The organism is Cellulomonas algicola, assembly GCF_003851725.1.
In the GTDB taxonomy this organism is placed as follows: domain Bacteria; phylum Actinomycetota; class Actinomycetes; order Actinomycetales; family Cellulomonadaceae; genus Cellulomonas; species Cellulomonas algicola.
Map to the genome: position 1 here is coordinate 1 of NZ_BHYL01000034.1, position 18,867 is coordinate 18,867.

Here is an 18,867-nt window from a genome sequence, read left to right on the forward strand (position 1 = left end):
GTGCAGGACGTCGCCGTCTGAGTCGACCCACGACCGTCCGACGGGGGTGCTGCGTGCGCGCAGCACCCCCGTCGTCGGTCGGGACAGCCGCTGGTCAGGGCGCGGGCCGCGCCGGGCCTGTCGTCCCGCGCACGACGAGGTGCGTCGGCAGGAGGTCGACCGTCGGCGGGATGCCGTCGTCGCCGGCGCGACCGTCGAGGCGCCGGGGCCGGTCGATGCGCGCGAGCAGCAGGTCGGCGGCGCGCTGGCCGGCGCGCTCGAGCGGCGCGGCGACGGTAGTGAGGCCGGGTCGGACCAGGTCGGCGCCGAACACGTCGTCGCACCCGACGACGCTGAGGTCGCCCGGCACGTCGAGCCCGCGCGCGGTGAGGCGGTCGAGGATCCCGAACGCGAGCAGGTCGTTGAAGGCGAGCACGCCGGTGACGCCCGCGCCGCACGCGGCGTCCGCGGCGGCGGCACCGGCTTCGCGCTGCGGGGCGTAGGGGCCGAGGACGACGAGCTCGACGCCCAGGCGCCGGGCGGCGGGTCGCAGCGCGGCACGGCGGTGACGGTCCGACCAGGAGGTGCGTGGGCCGGACGCGTACGCGACGCGGCGGTGGCCGAGCGACGCGAGGTGCTCGAGGGCCTGGACGGCACCGCCGGGCGTGTCGAGCACGATGCCGTCGCCGTCGACGGGTCGGTTGATCGTGACGAGGGGCATGTCCCGAGCCCAGCGCGCGAGCGTCGAGTCCTCGAGCCGCGGTGCGGCGAGGATCGCGCCGTCGGCGGACGAGCGGATCATGCGCAGCGCGCGCTCCTCCGCGGGGACGGACTCCTCGGTGTCGACGAGGACGTGCGTGTACCCGTCGACGCGCAGGCGCGACTGGACGCCGCGCACGATGCCGAAGAAGAACGGGTTGGTGACGTCGGGCAGCACGAGCGCGACGGTGCCGGTGCGGCCCGAGCTGAGCGCGCGGCCGGACGCGCTGGGGACGTAGCCGAGCTCCTCGGCGGCGGCCCGCACGCGCGCGGCGGTGTCCTCGGTGATGCGGCCGGGTCGCGTGAGCGCGCGCGACGCGGTGGAGACCGCGACGCCCGCCGCGTCGGCGACGTCGCGGAGGGTGGGCCGGGTGCCCGGCATCGATGGTCTCCTCTCGGCCGCAGGTCGTCCGGTCGTCGTCGTCCGGCCTCCTGCGGCGGTGTCCATGCTGGTCCACGCGGTGCCCGGTTGGCAATATCTGGCAAGCGATTGCCGCATCGCCACGACGGTGTCTAGGCTCGACGACGGAACGGACCGCACGCGGCGACGGCGCCGCGCACGACGGGAGCACCGATGACGCCGCAGCACCCCGAGCCCACGACCGGCACCCCCGCGAGCCCGACGACCGGTGCCGCCGACCCGCGCGACGTGACGACGACCGCACCGGCCGCCGCGGACGGAGCCCGCCCCGCGACCCGACCGTCGGGCAGCGCGATCCGGTCTGCCGAGGTGCTGGTCAGCAGCCCCGACCGCAACTTCGTCACGCTCCGCGTCACGACCGAGGACGGCGTCGTCGGGCTCGGCGACGCCACGCTCAACGGGCGCGAGCTGTCCGTCGTCTCCTACCTGCAGGACCACGTCGTGCCGCTGCTGATCGGCCGGGACGCGCACCGCATCGAGGACACGTGGCAGTTCCTCTACCGGTCGGCGTACTGGCGGCGCGGCCCGGTGACGATGGCCGCGATCGCGGCGGTCGACGTCGCGCTGTGGGACATCAAGGCCCGGTACGCGGGCATGCCGCTCTACCAGCTGCTCGGCGGCGCGAGCCGGACCGGGATCATGGCGTACGGGCACGCGTCGGGCCGCGACCTGCCCGAGCTGTTCGACTCGATCCGCCACCACCAGGAGCTCGGCTTCCGGTCGATCCGCGTGCAGACGTCCGTGCCCGGCATCGACGCGGTCTACGGGGTCGCGGCGCAGCCGAGCAGCGGTGGGCGCTACGACTACGAGCCCGCCCAGCGCGCGCCGCTGCCCGCCGAGGAGGACTGGGACACCCGCGCGTACCTGCGGCACATCCCGCGCGTCTTCGAGGCCGTGCGCGGCGAGTTCGGTCCCGAGCTGCCGCTGCTGCACGACGGCCACCACCGCATGACCCCGATCCAGGCGGCGCGGCTCGGCAAGGACCTCGAGCCGTTCGACCTGTTCTGGCTCGAGGACTGCACGCCCGCGGAGAACCAGGAGGCGCTGCGGCTCGTCCGGCAGCACACGACCACCCCGCTGGCCATCGGCGAGGTGTTCAACACCGTCTGGGACTACCAGACGGTGATCCGCGAGCAGCTCATCGACTACGTGCGGTCCGCCGTCACGCACACCGGCGGGATCACCGCGCTGCGCCGCATCCTCGACTTCGCCGCGCAGTACCAGATCAAGTCCGGCATCCACGGGCCGACCGACATCTCCCCCGTCGGCATGGCCGCTGCGCTGCACCTCGACCTCGCGATCCACAACTTCGGGATCCAGGAGTACATGCAGCACGGCGCACGCACCGACGAGGTCTTCCGGCAGTCGTTCACGTTCACCGACGGGTTCCTGCACCCCGGCGACGCGCCCGGTCTCGGGGTCGTCTACGACGACGACGTCGCCGACCGCTTCCCGTACCAGCCGGCGTACCTGCCGTTCAACCGGCTCAAGGACGGCACCGTCCACGACTGGTGACGCGCCGCGCCGACCGGAACCGCACCACGGAAGGACCCGCGTGACCCGCACTGACGCCCACCCGATGTGGCTCCCCGACGAGGCGCTGCGTCCGCTCGGCGAGCGCCGCGTGCTCGTCGCCGCCGGCATCGACGACCCGGTCGTCGCGACCGTCGTGGCCGAGGTCCGCGCCGCGACCGCGCGATGGGGCGGTGCGGTGACGGTCGCCTCGCCCGACGCGTCGCTGACGGGCGACGAGGTGCGCGGGCACGACGTCGTGCTCGCGCTCGTGCCGTCGTCGACCGCACCCGACGAGCCGACCCGTGCGCTCGCCGACGACGTGCCCACCGCGAGCGGGTCGTTCGGCGTGCTGCGTGAGGGCGCGACGACGACGGTCCTCGGGCTGGACTCCCCCGGGCTGCTGTACGGGCTCCACCACCTCGTCCGGGCGGGTGCTGCTGCGGCAGAGGGCGACACACCGCTCACCTGGTACGCGCCGACCAACGACGTCCGGATGCTCGACCACTGGGACAACGTCGACGTGCACCCCGTGATGGGGCAGGTCGAGCGCGGCTACGCGGGCGGGTCGATCTTCTACGCGGACGGTCGCGTCCGTGAGGACTTGTCTCGCGTCGCCTCCTACGGGCGGCTGCTCGGGTCGGTCGGCATCAACGCCGTCGCGATCAACAACGTCAACGTGCACCGCACCGAGGCGCGCCTGCTGACCGACGGCCTGCCCGACGTCGCGCGCATCGCGGATCTCTTCCGCCCGCACGGCATCCGCGTCCACCTGTCGGTGTCGTTCGCGGCGCCGATGACCGTCGGCGGCCTGCCCACGTCGGACCCGCTCGACCCGGACGTGCAGGCGTGGTGGGCGGCGCGCGTCGCGGACGTCTACGACGCGGTCCCCGACTTCGGCGGGTTCGTCGTCAAGGCGGACTCGGAGGGTCAGCCCGGCCCGTTCGCCTACGGGCGCGACCACGCCGACGGGGCGAACCTGCTGGCCCGGGCGCTCAAGCCGTTCGGCGGGACGGTGTTCTGGCGCGCGTTCGTCTACGACCACAAGCAGGACTGGCGCGACCGGTCGACGGACCGCGCGCGTGCCGCGCACGACCACTTCTCCCCGCTCGACGGGCGGTTCGACGACAACGTCGTGCTCCAGGTGAAGTACGGGCCGACGGACTTCCAGACGCGCGAGCCCGTCTCCCCCGTGATCGCCGCGATGCCGCGCACGCGCCTCGCCGTAGAGCTCCAGGTCACGCAGGAGTACACCGGCCAGCAGAAGCACGCCGTCTGGCTGGGGCCGCAGTGGTCGGAGATCCTGCGCTTCCCGCTGTCGGGCGACGGTCCCGACGGCGGCCGTCCCGGGGGCCGGACCGTCGCGGACGTCGCCGCCGGGACCGCCGGGCCGCCCGACGCCCGTCGCGCCGGGCTGGTCGCGGTGTCGAACGTCGGCGACGACGCGTTCTGGACCGGCCACCCGCTCGCGCAGGCCAACCTCTACACGTTCGCGCGCCTCGCGTGGGACCCGTCGGCGGACCCGCAGACGCTGCTCGACGAGTGGATCGGGCTCACCTTCCCGGACGCCGACCCCGTCGTGCGCGAGACGCTGCACCGGGTCCTCGACGACTCGTGGCGCACGTACGAGGACTACACGGCCCCGCTCGGCGTCGGGTTCATGGTCCGCCCCGGCCACCACTACGGCCCGGACGTCGACGGCTACGAGTACACGCCGTGGGGCACGTACCACTTCGCCGATCGGGACGGCATCGGCGTCGACCGCACGCGCGCGACCGGCACGGGCTTCACCGGGCAGTTCCCCGCACCGTGGCGGGACGCCTACGAGGACGTCACGACCTGCCCCGACGAGCTGCTCCTGTTCTTCCACCACGTGCCGTGGTCGCACGTGCTGCACAGCGGTGTCTCCGTCGCGCAGCACGTCTACGACACGCACTGGGAGGGCGCCGCCCGCACGGTCGAGAACGCCGCCGCGTGGGACGCGATCGCCGGTCAGGTCCCCGCCGACCTGCACGCGCGCGTCGCCGAACGGCTCGCCGAGCAGGTGCGCAGCGCCCACGAGTGGCGCGACCAGCTCCGCACGTACGTCTTCCGCCACAGCGGCATCCCGGACGCGACCGGCCGAACGGTGTACTGACCCGATACCCACGAGCCGCGCCGGCGAGGTGGCGAGGAGACTGGCCCGATGCCTCGCCTCACCGATGCCGAGCTCCGCGCGACTCTGGCCGCCGCCGTCCGCGAGCGCACCGCCGTGCGGGTCACGCGGCGCATCCGGAAGGCTGCCTCGATCGACGGCTACGTCGTCGACGTCGGACGCGCGTGGCTGCTGGTCGCGGTGCTCGGCGACGACATCCGCCTCGACGGGTGGACCGCGGTCCGGTTGTCCGACGTCCGCCGAGTGCGTGAGCGGGTCGACGAGAGCGCCGCGTTCTACCGCGCCGCTCTCACGGCCCGCGGCGAGTGGCCCCCCGGCCCGCCCTCCTCGACGGGATCGCTGGATCTCGACGACGTCGGCGGGCTCGTGCGGACCGCCGGGGCTGCGGCTCCGCTCGTGACGATCCACGTCGAGGAGGACGACCCGTCGGTCTGCTTTGTCGGCCGGCCCGAGCGCGTCGGTCCGAAGCACCTGCGGCTGCGGGAGATCACCCCGGGCGCCACGTGGGACGACACGACCACGCGATGGCGCTTGCGCGACCTCACGCGGGTCGACGTGGGCGGCGGGTACGAGGACGCGCTCGCGCTCGTGGGCGGCCCGCCGCCGGCCTGAGCACGGGCCGGCTCGCGTCTCAGACGCCGACCTGATCGGGCCGTTCGTTGTGGGATTCAGCAATCTCGCGCGACGTCCCGCTCGAACGGGTCATCCACCGCGGAGTCGACCATTGCGAGGTCAGCGACGACGTCAGGATCGCCCACGGCGGGGAACAGAGCGGCGAGGTCGGCGACCGGGCGCCAGGTCGGACGCACCTCGGTGTGCGGGACGAGGTCCGCCACGGGACGGCCGTGCAGGGTGACGACGACACGCTCACCCTGGGCGGCGCGACGCAGCACGCCAGACGCGTCCCGCCTGAGCTCCCCCACGCCGATCGTCGTCATGGAGCCAGGTGGAGCACCGAGTACCGCTCACCGGCAGCCCTGCGTCTTCAGTCAGGTGGTGAAGCGCGTGGTCGCGTCGGTGATCACCGGGGTGGCGTTGCGGACCAGGAGAGCGACCAGCGGGGACGCGAGCAGGACGAGGAGCCAGTTGGTGGCGAGCAGCGCGATGCCGACCGCCACGACCACGAGCGCCAGCACCCCGAGCCCGCTGACCGGCTTCGCGGCGAGGTAGTGCGCGGACAGGCGAGCGACGTCGCGCGTGCGGAACGCGAACAGGGACGACAGGACGAGCGCGTTCCCCGCCCACACCAGGACGGCGACGGCGATCACGAGCGAGACGATCGCGAACGCACCGCCGGACCCGCCCAGCGCACCGGCGCCCGCGACGTTGATCGCGAGCACGGTCAGGACGACGAGCGTCGGCACCCACCACCGCAGCACGTCGCGCCAGTTCAGCCGGTACCCGCGCCAGTAGTGCCGCGCCGGTGACAGGTCGCGGTCGCCGGGCGGCGTCGTGAGCCAGTCGCGCCACGCGAAGACCGCGGCGGCGAGCGACGGTCCGAGGGGCACGGCCGCGAGCGCGAACAGCGGCGCGTTGCCGGGTGAGCGGTCGAGCAGGACGAACGCCAGGAGGGTGGGCAGGGACGTGAGGACGAGCAGGCCCTCGATCACGACGGCCCAGTAGACCGCCGCGGACCCGCGCGAGAACGGTCCGCGGCCGACCTCGGAGAACCGGTCGGCGTCCGCGCTCACGGCGCTCACCCTGCCGGGCCGTCGTCGGGTGTGCGCGGTGTGGGCAGCTCCGCGTCGCCCACGTCGACGTGCGCCCGTGCGCCGCTGAGGAGCGCCACCGCGCGACCCGTGCCGGGCGGGTCGGCGACGAGCCGGTCGTCGTCGACGCCGAGCAGCCGCCGGTCGTCGAGGCCCTCGTGGAACGTCTCGGCGACGGGCGTGACCTCGACGAACGTCACCTCGTGGCGGGCGAGGGACAGGTCGAGCGAGACGCGGCCGTCGACGACCGGGTAGGCCGCGTGCGCCGACGACGGGCGCGCGAGGTCGCGCAGGACGTCGACCTGGCGCTCGGTCGGCGAGAACGGGCGGCCGAGCTCGCGCCAGGCGGCGAAGGCGTTGCCCTCGTGCTCGTTGACGCGCTCGCGCACGACGAACGCGGTCGCCGGGCCGCCGACGACACCGTCCGCGTCGCCACCCGCACCGACACCGACCGGCACCGACAGTCGCAGCTCGTGCCGCTCGTGGGCGGGCGCACCGTCGGTTCCGCCGACGGGCTGCCAGGCGAGCACGGTGACGCGCCCGTCGTCGTCGACGCAGACCAGGTGGTCGTCGCCGCGCGCGAGGACGTGCCGGCCCATGCGGGCCAGGAACGCGAACAGGTGGTAGGTCGGCTTGGGCACCTGCCGGTGCGTGAGCAGCCCGAACCCGCCGTGGAAGAACGACGTGGGGATCCACGCCTCCTCGAACACGTCGCAGAACGTCCAGTAGGAGAACGAGTCGACGTGGTCGCCGCCCCCGACCATGACGGGCGCGAGGTAGGCCGCGTTGTAGGCGGTGTCGTGGATCGGGTTGTCCGGGCAGTACGAGGTGTTGAACTCCGTGACGTGCACGGGCAGGTCGGCGAGCGGGTGGCCGGCGAGCAGCCGGCGCGGGGTCGCGAACTGGTCGAGCAGGTCCTGCGGCGGCTTGAGCGTCTGGTAGCTGCCGAACGGGACGTGCTGCGCGGGGCCGGACGCGTACGCGTGCACGCTGAGGAAGTCGCACGGCACGTCGCGGCCGGTCACGAAGTCGGCGAACGGCTGCCACCAGTCGTCGGCCCCGGGCGAGATGGCCGGGCCGCCGACCTGGAGCGACGCGTCGACGTCCTTGATCGCGCGCGCGGTGACCTCGTACAGCCGCAGGTAGGCGTCCTGGTCGGCGTCCTTCCAGAACTGCACGAGGTTCGGCTCGTTCCACACCTCGATCGGCCACTGCCGGACCTCGTCGATCCCGTAGCGGTCGACCAGGTGCCGCACGAGCGCGGTCACGAGGTCGGTCCAGTCCGACCACGAGGACGGCGGCGTGATGTTGCCCTTCCACCAGAAAACGGTGTCGTCCCCCGACGCGAGCACCGACGGCATGAACCCGAGCTCGACGAACGGTCTGATGCCGAGCGACAGGAACGCGTCGTGCACCTGGTCGACGTAGGTGAAGGAGTGCCGGCGCCCGGACCGGTCGCCGATCGACCAGGGGCGCAGCACGCCCATGTCGTCGGACAGCAGCCCGTGCCCGCGGATGTGCCGGAACCCGATGTCGCGCTGCACCATCGCCAGGGACTCGCGGTAGTCGGCGCGCAGCGCGAGGTTGAGCCGGCCGGTGCCGACGCAGTGCCGCCACGCCTCGGGCAGCGGTCCGAGCGGGGTGGCCGGGACGACGACACGGGTCACGGGGTCTCCTGGAGGACGAGCACGTCGGCGGGCGCGAGGGTCAGGGTGTCACCGCGGCGGACGACGCGTCCGGTGAGGGCGTCCGTGCCCTCCACCTCGGACGTCACCGTGAGCGGCGTGCTCCCATGGTGCAGCACGAAGCGGTACCGGGTGCCGTCGGGCTGCACGCGGTCGACGACCTCGAGCGCGGGCTCGTCGGCATGCGGACCCATGAGCCCGTGCTGGTCGAGCACGTGCCGCAGGACGCGTGCGACCCCGTCGTCGTCGAGGCCGGTGCCGACGTGCCAGGCGGCGCCCTCGCCGCGGGCGGCACGCGTGACCGCCGGCGTGCCCGCGTAGAAGTCGGCGCCGTACGTGCCGACGACCTCGGTGCCGTCGTGCGGGACGAGGAGCTCGAAGACGAGCGTCGCCGGGTGGGTCGTGGAACCGTTCCAGTCGATCGCGCCGTCGGTGCCGGGACCGCCGAGGCGCAGCGTGACGGGGTTCGCGACGTCGGGCGCGGCGGAGTCGGTCTCCTCGACGCGGACGCCGAGCAGCGCGTCGAGCGGCGGCTCCCCGAGGAACGCGTTGTCGTCCTCGTCGACCCGGCCGCCGTAGAAGGTGGTGACGAGCGAGCCGCCGCGGTGCACGAACGCGGTGAGCCGCTCGGCGACGTCGCCCTTGAGCAGGTGGAGCAGCGGCGCGACGACGACGTCGTACCCCGCCAGGTCCGCGGTCACGGGTACGACGTCCACGGCGGCGTTCGCCGACCACAGCGCCCGGTGGTACTGGAGCAGCGTCTGGACGTAGGAGACGTGCCGGTTGTAGCCGTCGGTCATCTCGACCGCCCACCACGAGTCCCAGTCGAGCAGCAGCGCGACGCGCGCGGGCGTGCGCGCGCCGAGGACGCCGTCCCCCAGGGTCTTCAGCGACGACCCCAGGGCGGACGCCTCGCGGAACACGCGCGTGTCCGTCCGCCCCGAGTGGTCGATCACCGCGCCGTGGTACTTCTCGCACGCGCCCCTCGACTGGCGGAGCTGGAAGAACAGCGTCGCGTCGGCGCCGTGCGCGACCGACTGCCACGTCCACAGCGCGAGGACGCCGGGCCGCTTCACGGGGTTCACGTCGCGCGACGCCGTGATCGACGGCGTCTGCTCCATGACCCAGATCGGCGCACCGCCGCTGACCCCGCGCATCGCGGCGTGCGTGGCCGCCATCCGGGCGGCCGTGCGCAGCGGGGTGTCCGCGGGCGGGTAGTTGTCCCACGTCACGAGGTCGAGGTGCGGCGCCCACCGGTGGTAGTCGACCGGCTGGTACAGGCCCATGAAGTTCGTCGTGACGGGCGTCGTCGCGTCGTGCGCCCGGATCGCGGCCTTCTCCGCGACGAACCCGCCCAGCAGCGCGTCCGACATGAAGCGGCGGTAGTCGAGCGTCGTCCCCTGGAACGCGGTGTGGTGCGGGCCGCGCCAGTGCTCCGAGAGCATGGTCGGCGGCTGGATCTCGTCCCAGTCGGTGTACGTGTGCGACCAGAACGTCGCGTTCCACGCGTCGTTGAGGCGGTCGAGCGTGCCGTACCGCTCGCGCAGCCAGACGCGGAACGCCGCCGCGCACAGCGGGCAGTAGCACGCGCCGCCGTACTCGTTGCCGACGTGCCACGCGACGACCGCGGGGTGGCCCGCGTACCGCTGCGCGAGCCGCGACGCGAGCTCCACCGACAGCCGGCGGAAGTCCGGCGACGACGGGCAGTGGTTGTGCCGCTGCCCGAACACGTGCCGCCGGCCCTCGAAGTCCACGCGGCAGGCGTCCGGGTAGGCGCGCGCGAGCCACGGCGGCATCGCTCCCGACGGCGTGGCGAGCACGACCTCCCGCCCGGCCTGCGCCGCGCGGTCGACGATCGCGTCGAGCGTCGAGAAGTCGTACCGGTCCTCCGCGGGCTGCAGGTGCGCCCACGCGAACACCCCGACCGTGACGGTCGTGATACCGGCCTCGTCGAACGCGCGGTGGTCGTCCTCCCACACGTCCTTCGGCCACTGCTCGGGGTTGTAGTCGCCGCCGTAGCGGACCTGGTTGCTCACGATTCGGCACGTCTCCCGGGACACAGGGGTGGAACGGCGGACCCGGCCGCCCCGCGCACAGCGACGCGGGAGCGGCCGGGTCCGGGCGGCGTCAGCCCTTCGCGGCCAGCGCCTGGTTGTACGTGTCGACGTACTGGTCGACGTTGAGACCCTTGAGCTCGGTCATCCACGCGTCCCACTCCGACAGCGGGCGCGACCCGAGGATGAACGCGGCCGTGTTCTGCAGCACCGAGTCGTTGAGCGCGGACTGCCAGAGCGTGACCTGCTCCTGCTGCATCTCGTCGAGCGGCGCGGTCGGCGCGATCGGCAGCTCCTCCTTGTCCGCCATCGACTCGACGAACGCGCGGGTCGAGTCGGACTGCATCGAGCCGATGAGCTCGTCCGTCGTGCCGTTCGCGAACATGAACACGCCGTTGCTGAACCCGAAGTCGGCGTTGAGCTTCTTGGTGCCCGCCGGGTTGAGGCCGTTCCAGTCGACGTCCGCGGCGAGCGTGCGGGTGTCGCCGTCCTTCGTGTACGTCGTGCCCTCGACGCCCCACTGCGCGAACTCGATGCCCTGGTCGGAGTAGTACAGCCAGTCGATCCACTGCAGGAGCGCGAGGAAGTGCGGCGAGTCCTTCGCGGCCGACGACAGCATGAAGCCGGACGCGATGCGCGAGCCCGAGGCGACGTTGTCACCGGCCGGGCCGGCGGGCACGCGGATGAGCTTGACGTCGGCCGACGCGTTGCCCGCCTCGGTGAACGTCTTGCGGTACGTCGTGACCTCCTGCGTGTTGCCGGAGATCGCGAGCGACTGGCCCGAGCCGAACTTCTGGATCGCGGTGTCGTCGTCCTGGGTCAGCGACTCGGGGTCGAGCAGTCCGTCCTCGACGAGCCCCGCGAAGTACTCGACGAGGTCCTTGTACCCGTCGGTCGTCGGCGCGTAGACGAACTTCTCCTCGTCCTCGTCGAACCACAGGCCCTGGCCGAAGCCCCAGCCGGCGATCGTGTCGAAGTTCGGCGCGGCGATGTTGAGCGTCGCACCCAGGGGGCTGTTGTTCGTCGTCGACCAGCGGTCCGACATCGGCCACACGCCCGGGTTCGCGGCCTTGAGCTTCTCGAGCGCGTCACGGAAGTCGTCCCAGGTCTCGGGGTCCTCGGTGAGGCCCGCCGCGTCCCACAGGTCCTTGCGGACCGCGATCGAGTACTGCGGCTGCGGCGACTCGTACAGGCCGGGGAGCATGTAGTACTTGCCGTCGGCCTGCTCGAGCGAGTCGAGGTAGTCCTGCATCCCCCACTCCTCGATCTTCTGCTGGAAGTTCGGCATGTACTGCACGTAGTCCGACAGCGGCAGGATCGCTCCGCCCGCGACGAACTGCGTCTCCTGGCCCTTGTAGGTCACCGGGATGAACTCGGGTGCGTCGCCCGAGGAGATGATGAGCGACTTCTTCTGGTCCCAGTCGGACAGCGGCGCGCTCGTGATGTCGAAGTCGACGTTGTGCTTGTCCTTGAGCTCGGTGAGGAAGAGCCAGTCCTCCTTGAGCGGGTAGTTCGGGTGGTCGCGGTAGAGCAGGCCGAACGTGACCGGCTCGGTCGCGACGAACTCCGTGCCGGCCGCGAAGTCCTCCATCGCGCCGACGCGGTTCGCCTCCGGGATGCCGGCGTCGCCGCCGGTCTCCTCGGCCGTCGCACCGTCGCCGGACGAGCACGCCGCCGTCAGGGCGAGGGCGAGGACCGCGATCGACGCCGCGACGCCTGCGCGCTTTCGTGCTGACCTCATGATTCTCCTTTTCGTGGAACTCCGTCGTCCTGCACGGGAGGGGATGGGAAATGCGGTGCGCCAGCCAGAGGGCGTCACTGCTTGACCGCGCCGAGCATCACGCCCGACACGAAGTACCTCTGGATGAAGGGGTAGAGGCAGATGATCGGCAGCACGGTGAGGAGCATCGTCACGGACTGCACGTTCGCCGCGATCTGCGTGAGGTTGTCCGTCGAGCCGCCCTGGATCGACGTCCCCGACGTCACGCCCGCGAGCAGGTTCCGCAGGTACATCGTCACGGGGTAGAGCTTCGGGTCGTCGATGTAGAGGAAGGCCGCGAACCAGGCGTTCCAGAACGACACCGCGTAGAACAGCAGCATCGTCGCGACGACCGCCTTGGACAGCGGCAGGACGACGCGGAAGAAGATCCCGTACGTCGTCATGCCGTCGATCGCGGCCGCTTCCTCGAGCTCGCTGGGGAAGTTCTCGAAGAACGACTTCATCACCAGCAGGTTGAACACGCTGATCGCGTTCGGGAGCACGATCGCCCAGATCGTGTTGCGCATCCCGAGCTCGCTGATGAGCACGTAGTTCGGGATGAGCCCGCCGTTGAAGAACATGGTCGCGACGGCCACGCCGATGAAGAACTTGCGGCCCTTGAGGTTCCGCCGCGACAACGCGTACGCGTACGTCGTCGTGAGCGCCATCGCGATCGTCGTGGCGACCACCGTGTAGACGACGGTGTTCCGGTAGTTGCGCCAGAACATGTCGTCGCCCATGACGACGCCGAACGTCGTCACGTTGAACCCGCGCGGGAACAGGTTCACCTGGCCCGAGTTGATGTAGCCCTCGGACGAGAACGCCTGCGCGACGATGTTGACGAATGGGTACAGCACGAGCGCGCAGACGACGATCAGCAGCGCCGCGTTGAGGAACCGGAACGACCGGTAGCCGCGGCTGTCCTTGACGACCCGCGGCTTCGTGCTGACCACGGCGGCGGGCTTCTGGTCGGTGGTCACCACAGGGACGCCCCCACGGTCTTGCGCGAGATCGCGTTGGCGGACAGGACGAGCGTCACGCCGATGATCGCCTCGAACAGGCCGATCGCGGTGGCGTAGGAGACGCTGTTCGAGACGATGCCGACGCGGTACAGGTACGTCGAGATGACGTCGGCCGTCGAGTAGATGAGGGGGTTCTGCAGCAGCAGGATCTTCTCGAAGCCGACCGCCATGAACGTGCCGACGTTGAGGATGAGCAGCACGATCATCGTCGGGCGGATGCCCGGCAGCGTGATGTGCCACGTCTGCTGCCAGCGGTTGGCGCCGTCGATCCGGGCCGCCTCGTAGAGCTGGTCGTCGATCGTCGTGAGCGCCGCGAGGTAGAGGATCGTGCCCCACCCGACGGTCTGCCAGACCTCCGAGCTCAGGTAGATCGTCCGGAACCAGGACGCCTCCTGCATGAAGGTGATCGCGTCCCCGCCGAGCGCCGTGATGATCTGGTTGATCGTCCCGTTCACCGCGGTGAGCTGGAACACCACGCCCGCGACGATCACGATCGACATGAAGTGCGGCAGGTACGAGATCGTCTGCACCGACCGCTTGAAGTGCCGCGACCGCACCTCGTTGAGCATGAGCGCGAGCAGGATCGGCAGCGGGAAGACGATCACCAGCGTGAGCAGGCCCAGCACGACCGTGTTGGTGAACGCGTGCCAGAACTGCTGGTCGTTGATGAACATCCGGACGTAGTAGAGGCCGACCCACTCGTCGCCGAAGATGCTCGACCCGGGCCGGAACCGACGGAACGCGACGACGTTGCCGAGGATCGGCAGGTACCGGAAGACGAGCAGGAAGACGAGCGGCAGGACGAGGAACGTGTAGAGCCGCCAGTCCTTCCTGAGCGCCTGCCGCCAGGTGGTGCGGCTGGGGCGGACGACGGTGCCGCCGGGGGTGGTGAACGGCTGTACGCGGCGGGTCCGCCGGGGCTTGCGCTGCTGCGGGGTGCCCGCCGGTGGCGGGGCGTTGTCGGCCACGCCGACGGGCGGCGGCGCGCCCGGCGTCGTCGCGACGCCCGCGACGACGGGCTCCTGGACGCTGCTCATGCGGTCACCACCTCCGGTGCGTCGGCTCCGGTGAGCACGGCCACCTCGGTGACGAGGCGGCGGGTGTGGTCGACGGTCCGCAGCGGGCCGTCGAGGCGCGCGGTGAGGGTCGCGCGGTGCTCGGCGCTCGACCGCGAGACGCGCAGCTCGACGTCGCCCGGCTCGACGACGCGGCGGCCGTCGATGCCGGTGAACGCGGTGACGTCGGCCGGGACGGTGAACGTCACGCGGGCCTGCTCGCCGGGCGCGAGGTCGACGCGCGCGTACCCGACGAGCCGCACCACGGGCCGCGTCACCTGGGCGACGGGGTCGTGCAGGTAGAGCTGCACGACGTCGGCGCCGGCCGCGCCGCCCGTGTTCGTCACGTCGACCTCGACGACGGCCTCGCCGTCGACGGGCCAGGCATCGCCGGTCGCCAGGCGGGCGTCCCAGTCGAAGGTCGTGTACGACAGGCCGTGACCGAACGCGAAGGCGTGCGTGGGGTCGATGTTCGACACCTTCGTGCGCCGGCCCAGCGGCTGCGACAGGTACGTGCCGGGCTGCCCGGACGCGTCCGCGGGGAGGCTCACGGGCAGACGGCCCGACGGGTTGGTCGCCCCCGTCAGCACCTCGCCGAGCGCCTGGCCGCCGCGCTGCCCCGGGAAGAACGCCTGCACGACGGCCGCGGAGCGGGTCGCGAGGTCGCCGAGCGCGTACGGGCGGCCCGTGAGCAGGACCAGGACGACGGGCGTGCCCGTGTCCAGGAGCGCGCGGACCAGGTCGGCCTGCACCCCAGGGAGGTGCAGGTCGGTCGCGTCGCACCCCTCCCCCGACGTGCCGCGGCCGAAGAGCCCGGCGCGGTCGCCGACGACCGCGACGACGACGTCGGCGGCCTCCGCCTGCGCGACCGCCTCGGCGAACCCGCTGCGGTCGGGGTCCGTCACGTCGCACCCGCGCGCGGTCGTGGTGGTGACGCCGGCGTCGCGCAGTCCGTCGAGCACCGTCGGGATGTCGAGGCCGATCGCGTGGTCCGGGTGGTGCACGCCGACGTGCGCGGGGAACGAGTAGCAGCCGAGCATCGCGTAGGGATCGTCGGCGAGCGGTCCGACGACGGCGACGCGCTGGCCGCCGCGCAGCGGGAGTGTCGCGCCCGGGTTGGTGAGGAGGACGATCGCCTCGCGTGCCAGGCGCAGCGCGACGTCCTGGCTCTCGGCGTCGTCGAGCGTCAGGGCGTCGACGTGGGCCGGGAGCGGCTCCCAGCCCTCGTCGAGCAGGCCGAGCTCGACCTTCTGCCGCAGCACGCGGTGCAGCGCACGGTCGACGAGCGCCTCGTCGACGTCACCACAGGCCAGGGCCTCGCGCAGCGGGCGGCCGTAGCAGTGCACGCTCGGCAGCTCGACGTCGACGCCCGCGCTCAGGGCCAGGGCGGCGGCGTGCCCGTCGTCGGCGGCGACCCCGTGCAGCGTGTGCAGGAACCGGACGCCGTAGTAGTCGGCGACGAGCGTGCCGTCGAAGCCCCACGTGTCCCGCAGCAGCGTCGTGAGCAGCCACGCGTCGGCCGCCGACGGGACGCCGTCGAGCTCGGCGTACGAGTGCATGACCGACCGGGCGCCGCCCTCGCGGACCGCCATCTCGAACGGCGGCAGGATCACGTCGGCGAGCTCGCGCGGGCCGATCGAGACGGGCGCGAGGTTGCGGCCCGCGCGGCTGGCCGAGTACCCGGCGAAGTGCTTGAGCGTCGCGACGACGCCTGCGGACTCGATCCCCCGCACGTACGCGGTGCCGACCGTGCCGACGAGGTACGGGTCCTCGCCGATGGTCTCCTCGGTGCGGCCCCAGCGGTAGTCGCGCGTGACGTCGAGGACGGGCGCGAGTCCCTGGTGCACGCCCGCGGCCCGCATGCTCGCGCCGATCCGCGCGGCCATCGCCTCGACGAGGGCGGGGTCGAACGTCGCACCCCACGACAGCGGCGCCGGGTACGCGGTCGCCTGCCAGGCGGCGAACCCCGTGAGGCACTCCTCGTGGACGAGGGCCGGGATGCCGAACCGGTTGGCGGCGACGACCTGCTCCTGCGAGGCGGCGAGGCTGCGCGCGCCGGCGACCGGGTCGACGGGCGCCGAGCCGAACGGGCGGGTGAGCTGCCCGAGGCCGTCGGCGATGACCTCGTCCCAGGAGAGGTCCCCGGTCATGTCGGCCTGGTGCGGGGCGACGCCCCCGCCCGACGCGTCGGCGCCGACCCAGAGCCCGACGAGCTGCGACACCTTCTCGTCGACCGTCATCGCCGCCACGAGGGCGGCGGCGCGCTCGTCGGGGGTGCGGGTCGCGTCCCGCCAGGGGGCCTGCGGTGCGTCCGTCATCGGGTCGGTTCCCTCCCGCGCCCACGTCGTCGTGAGCGTCCGCAACTATCGCCGTCGTTGGCGAAAGGTCAACGCCTCGGAAACTAGACACTCCCGACAACGCGTGTCAATCGTTTGCCAAAACTTGCCAGGACTCTCGCGCTTCACCCGTCCGGCTCCCCCGAGGCCGTCGGAATGCGCCGTTCGCGGTGCTACGTTCGGACGCGATACTTGCGGTTCGCGGGAAGGTTGCGAGGATGACCAGCACGGATGCCGCAGGGCCGGCCGAGGGCGTCGACGCCCCTGCCTCCCCCGCGGGAGGCACCGCCACCATCGCGCTCATCGCCGCCGAGGCCGGCGTGTCGGTCCCGACCGTGTCGAAGGTCCTCAACGGCCGCACCGACGTCGCCGCCGTCACGCGCGCCCGCGTCGAGGAGGTCATCGACCGGTACCAGTACCGGCGTCGCCGCGGCCGCACCTCGACCGGCCCCGGCCTCATCGACCTCGTCTTCCACGAGCTCGACTCCGCGTGGGCCACCCAGATCATCAAGGGCGTCGAGGAGGTCGCCGGGCCCGCACGCGTCGGCGTGGTGCTCTCCGAGCTCGGCGGCGCGCACCGCCCGCGGCAGGAGTGGCTCGACGACGTGCTCGCACGCCGCCCGCGCGGCGTCATCCTCGTGCTGTCCGACCTCGACCCCGCGCAACGTCGCCAGCTCGAGACCCGGTCCATCCCGTTCGTCGTCGTCGACACCGCCGGCGAGCAGCCGCCCGGCGTCCCCGTCGTCGGCTCCGCCAACTGGGCTGGCGGCCTCGCCGCGACGCGCCACCTGCTCGGCCTCGGCCACCGCCGCGTCGCCGTCATCTCCGGACCCGTCGACGTGCTGTGCTCGCGCGCCCGCATCGACGGCTACCGGTCCGCGCTCGACGAGGCCGGCATCGCGACCGACCCCGCGCTCATCCGCTACGGCGACTTCTTCGTCAACGGCGGCTACCGGCACGGGCTCGAGCTCCTGTCCCGCCCCGACCGCCCCACCGCGATCTTCGCCGGGTCCGACTTCCAGGCGCTCGGCGTCATGCGCGCCGCGCGCGAGCTCGGCCTGCGCGTCCCCGAGGACGTCTCGATCGTCGGGTTCGACGACCTGCCCGTGACCGAGTGGCTCGGCCCCGCCCTGACGACCGTCCACCAGCCGCTGCACGAGATGGCCGCGACCGCGACCCGCCTCGTGCTCGCGCTGGCCCGTGGCGAGACGCCCACCAACCAGCGCATCGACCTCGCCACCGAGCTCGTCGTGCGCGAGAGCACCGCCCCGCCGCCCGTCGCCGTCTGACGCCCCACGGGTCCGCCCGTCCTTCCCGCGCGCACCGACGACCGCGGCGGTCGCGCGTCGGCCGCCGTCCCGCACCGACCACCACGCCCGACGACCCGTCGCGACGACGCGACCCGAACCGGAGGACCGCCGTGGCCCTGTTCGACCTCCCGCTCGCCGAGCTCCGCACCTACCGTCCCGACATCGCCGAGCCCGACGACCTCGACGCCTTCTGGTCGGCGACCCTCGCCGAGGCCCGCACGCACGACACGCCCGTCACCGCGACGCGCGTCGACACGGGGCTCACGCTCGTCGACACCTGGGACGTCACGTTCCCCGGCTTCGGCGGCCACCCCGTGCGCGCCTGGTACACGCGGCCCGCGGGCGTCGACGGCGACCTCCCGGCGGTCGTCGAGTACCTCGGGTACGGGCGCGGTCGCGGCGAGCCGATCGAGCGGCTGACCTGGGCCAACGCCGGGTACGCGCACCTGCTCATGGACTCGCGCGGCCAGGGCGGCCAGTACGGCAACGGGGGCTCCACACCCGACCCGGTCGGGTCCGACCCCGCGGCACCGGGGTTCGTCACGCGCGGCATCCGCTCACCGCACACCGCCTACTACCGGCGGCTCTACACCGACGCCGTGCGGGCGGTCGACGCCGTGCGCACGCTGCCCGGGGTCGACGCGTCGCGCGTCGCGGCGCTCGGCAACAGCCAGGGCGGCGGCATCGCGATCGCCGTCGCCGGGCTCGTCCCGGACCTGACCGCCGTCGCCGCGAGCGCCCCGTTCCTGTGCCACGTGCAGCGGGCGATCGGGCTGGTCGACACCGAGCCGTACGCCGAGATCGTGCGCTACCTGGCCGTGCACCGCGGCGCCGAGGAGTCGGTGCTGCGCACGCTGTCCTACCTCGACGGCGTGCACCTCGCCCGTCGCGCCCGGGCCGCCGCGCTGTTCGGCACCGGCCTGCGCGACACCGTGTGCCCGCCGTCCACCGCCTTCGCCGCGTTCAACGCGTGGGCCGACGGCGACCCGTCGGTGCCGCGCGACATCGCCGTCTACCCGTTCAACCACCACGAGAACGGCGACGCGGTCCACCACCGCCGCATCCTGACTTGGTTCGCGACCCACCTCTGACGGTCCGACGCCGTCCGGAC

The 18,867-nt window shown here is 72.7% G+C and carries 14 protein-coding genes; 5 read left to right on the forward strand and 9 right to left on the reverse strand.

Going from position 1 to position 18,867, the window contains the following annotated elements; translation table 11 throughout:
• Positions 1 to 94 precede the first annotated feature (94 nt).
• Positions 95 to 1,120 carry a LacI family DNA-binding transcriptional regulator gene (locus CTKZ_RS02150; protein ID WP_124341397.1) on the reverse strand — a complete coding sequence of 342 codons (1,026 nt, stop codon included), beginning with the start codon at positions 1,118 to 1,120 and terminating at the stop codon, positions 95 to 97.
• A gap of 192 nt (positions 1,121 to 1,312) precedes the next feature.
• On the opposite strand from CTKZ_RS02150, the gene manD reads away from it, so the two are divergent.
• From manD to CTKZ_RS02165, 3 genes are all read left to right on the forward strand, one after another.
• Positions 1,313 to 2,674: a D-mannonate dehydratase ManD gene (gene manD / locus CTKZ_RS02155; protein WP_235843139.1), complete on the forward strand. Its 1,362-nt coding sequence runs from the start codon at positions 1,313 to 1,315 to the stop codon at positions 2,672 to 2,674.
• Between the two features lie 64 nt (positions 2,675 to 2,738).
• Entirely contained in the window at positions 2,739 to 4,808 is a 2,070-nt protein-coding gene (locus CTKZ_RS02160; protein WP_124341438.1) for an alpha-glucuronidase, read from the forward strand.
• A gap of 48 nt (positions 4,809 to 4,856) precedes the next feature.
• Positions 4,857 to 5,438, forward strand: coding sequence for a hypothetical protein (locus CTKZ_RS02165; protein WP_124341398.1), 582 nt, complete (start codon positions 4,857 to 4,859; stop codon positions 5,436 to 5,438).
• A gap of 56 nt (positions 5,439 to 5,494) precedes the next feature.
• On the opposite strand, the gene CTKZ_RS22565 is transcribed toward CTKZ_RS02165, so the two are convergent.
• From CTKZ_RS22565 to CTKZ_RS02205, 8 genes are all read right to left on the reverse strand, one after another.
• Positions 5,495 to 5,764: a type II toxin-antitoxin system Phd/YefM family antitoxin gene (locus CTKZ_RS22565; RefSeq protein WP_124341399.1), complete on the reverse strand. Its 270-nt coding sequence runs from the start codon at positions 5,762 to 5,764 to the stop codon at positions 5,495 to 5,497.
• Positions 5,765 to 5,815: 51 nt separating this feature from the next.
• On the reverse strand, positions 5,816 to 6,517 hold the full coding sequence (locus tag CTKZ_RS02175; RefSeq protein WP_124341400.1) for a DUF624 domain-containing protein: 702 nt from the start codon (positions 6,515 to 6,517) through the stop codon (positions 5,816 to 5,818).
• Positions 6,518 to 6,522: 5 nt separating this feature from the next.
• Positions 6,523 to 8,202, reverse strand: a complete 1,680-nt coding sequence (locus CTKZ_RS02180) for a GH39 family glycosyl hydrolase (protein WP_124341401.1) — start codon at positions 8,200 to 8,202, stop codon at positions 6,523 to 6,525.
• On the reverse strand, positions 8,199 to 10,256 hold the full coding sequence (locus tag CTKZ_RS02185) for a beta-galactosidase (RefSeq protein WP_124341402.1): 2,058 nt from the start codon (positions 10,254 to 10,256) through the stop codon (positions 8,199 to 8,201). The genes CTKZ_RS02180 and CTKZ_RS02185 overlap by 4 nt, the downstream gene beginning before the upstream one ends.
• A 91-nt stretch (positions 10,257 to 10,347) precedes the next feature.
• Positions 10,348 to 12,015, reverse strand: a complete 1,668-nt coding sequence (locus CTKZ_RS02190) for an ABC transporter substrate-binding protein (protein WP_124341403.1) — start codon at positions 12,013 to 12,015, stop codon at positions 10,348 to 10,350.
• Positions 12,016 to 12,089: 74 nt separating this feature from the next.
• A complete protein-coding gene (locus CTKZ_RS02195; protein ID WP_124341404.1) occupies positions 12,090 to 13,016 on the reverse strand; it encodes a carbohydrate ABC transporter permease in 927 nt (308 codons plus the stop codon).
• Positions 13,010 to 14,092 (reverse strand): ABC transporter permease, encoded by a 1,083-nt coding sequence (locus tag CTKZ_RS02200; RefSeq protein WP_200829619.1) that lies wholly within the window; start codon positions 14,090 to 14,092, stop codon positions 13,010 to 13,012. Before CTKZ_RS02200 ends, CTKZ_RS02195 begins: the two co-directional genes overlap by 7 nt.
• A complete protein-coding gene (locus CTKZ_RS02205; RefSeq protein ID WP_124341405.1) occupies positions 14,089 to 16,428 on the reverse strand; it encodes a beta-xylosidase/alpha-l-arabinosidase in 2,340 nt (779 codons plus the stop codon). The genes CTKZ_RS02200 and CTKZ_RS02205 overlap by 4 nt, the downstream gene beginning before the upstream one ends.
• Before the next feature lie 236 nt (positions 16,429 to 16,664).
• On the opposite strand from CTKZ_RS02205, the gene CTKZ_RS02210 reads away from it, so the two are divergent.
• Complete coding sequence (locus CTKZ_RS02210; protein WP_124341406.1) at positions 16,665 to 17,735, forward strand: LacI family DNA-binding transcriptional regulator; 1,071 nt, start codon at positions 16,665 to 16,667, stop codon at positions 17,733 to 17,735.
• Positions 17,736 to 17,866: 131 nt separating this feature from the next.
• Positions 17,867 to 18,847: an acetylxylan esterase gene (locus CTKZ_RS02215; protein WP_124341407.1), complete on the forward strand. Its 981-nt coding sequence runs from the start codon at positions 17,867 to 17,869 to the stop codon at positions 18,845 to 18,847.
• The last annotated feature ends 20 nt before the right edge of the window (positions 18,848 to 18,867 follow it).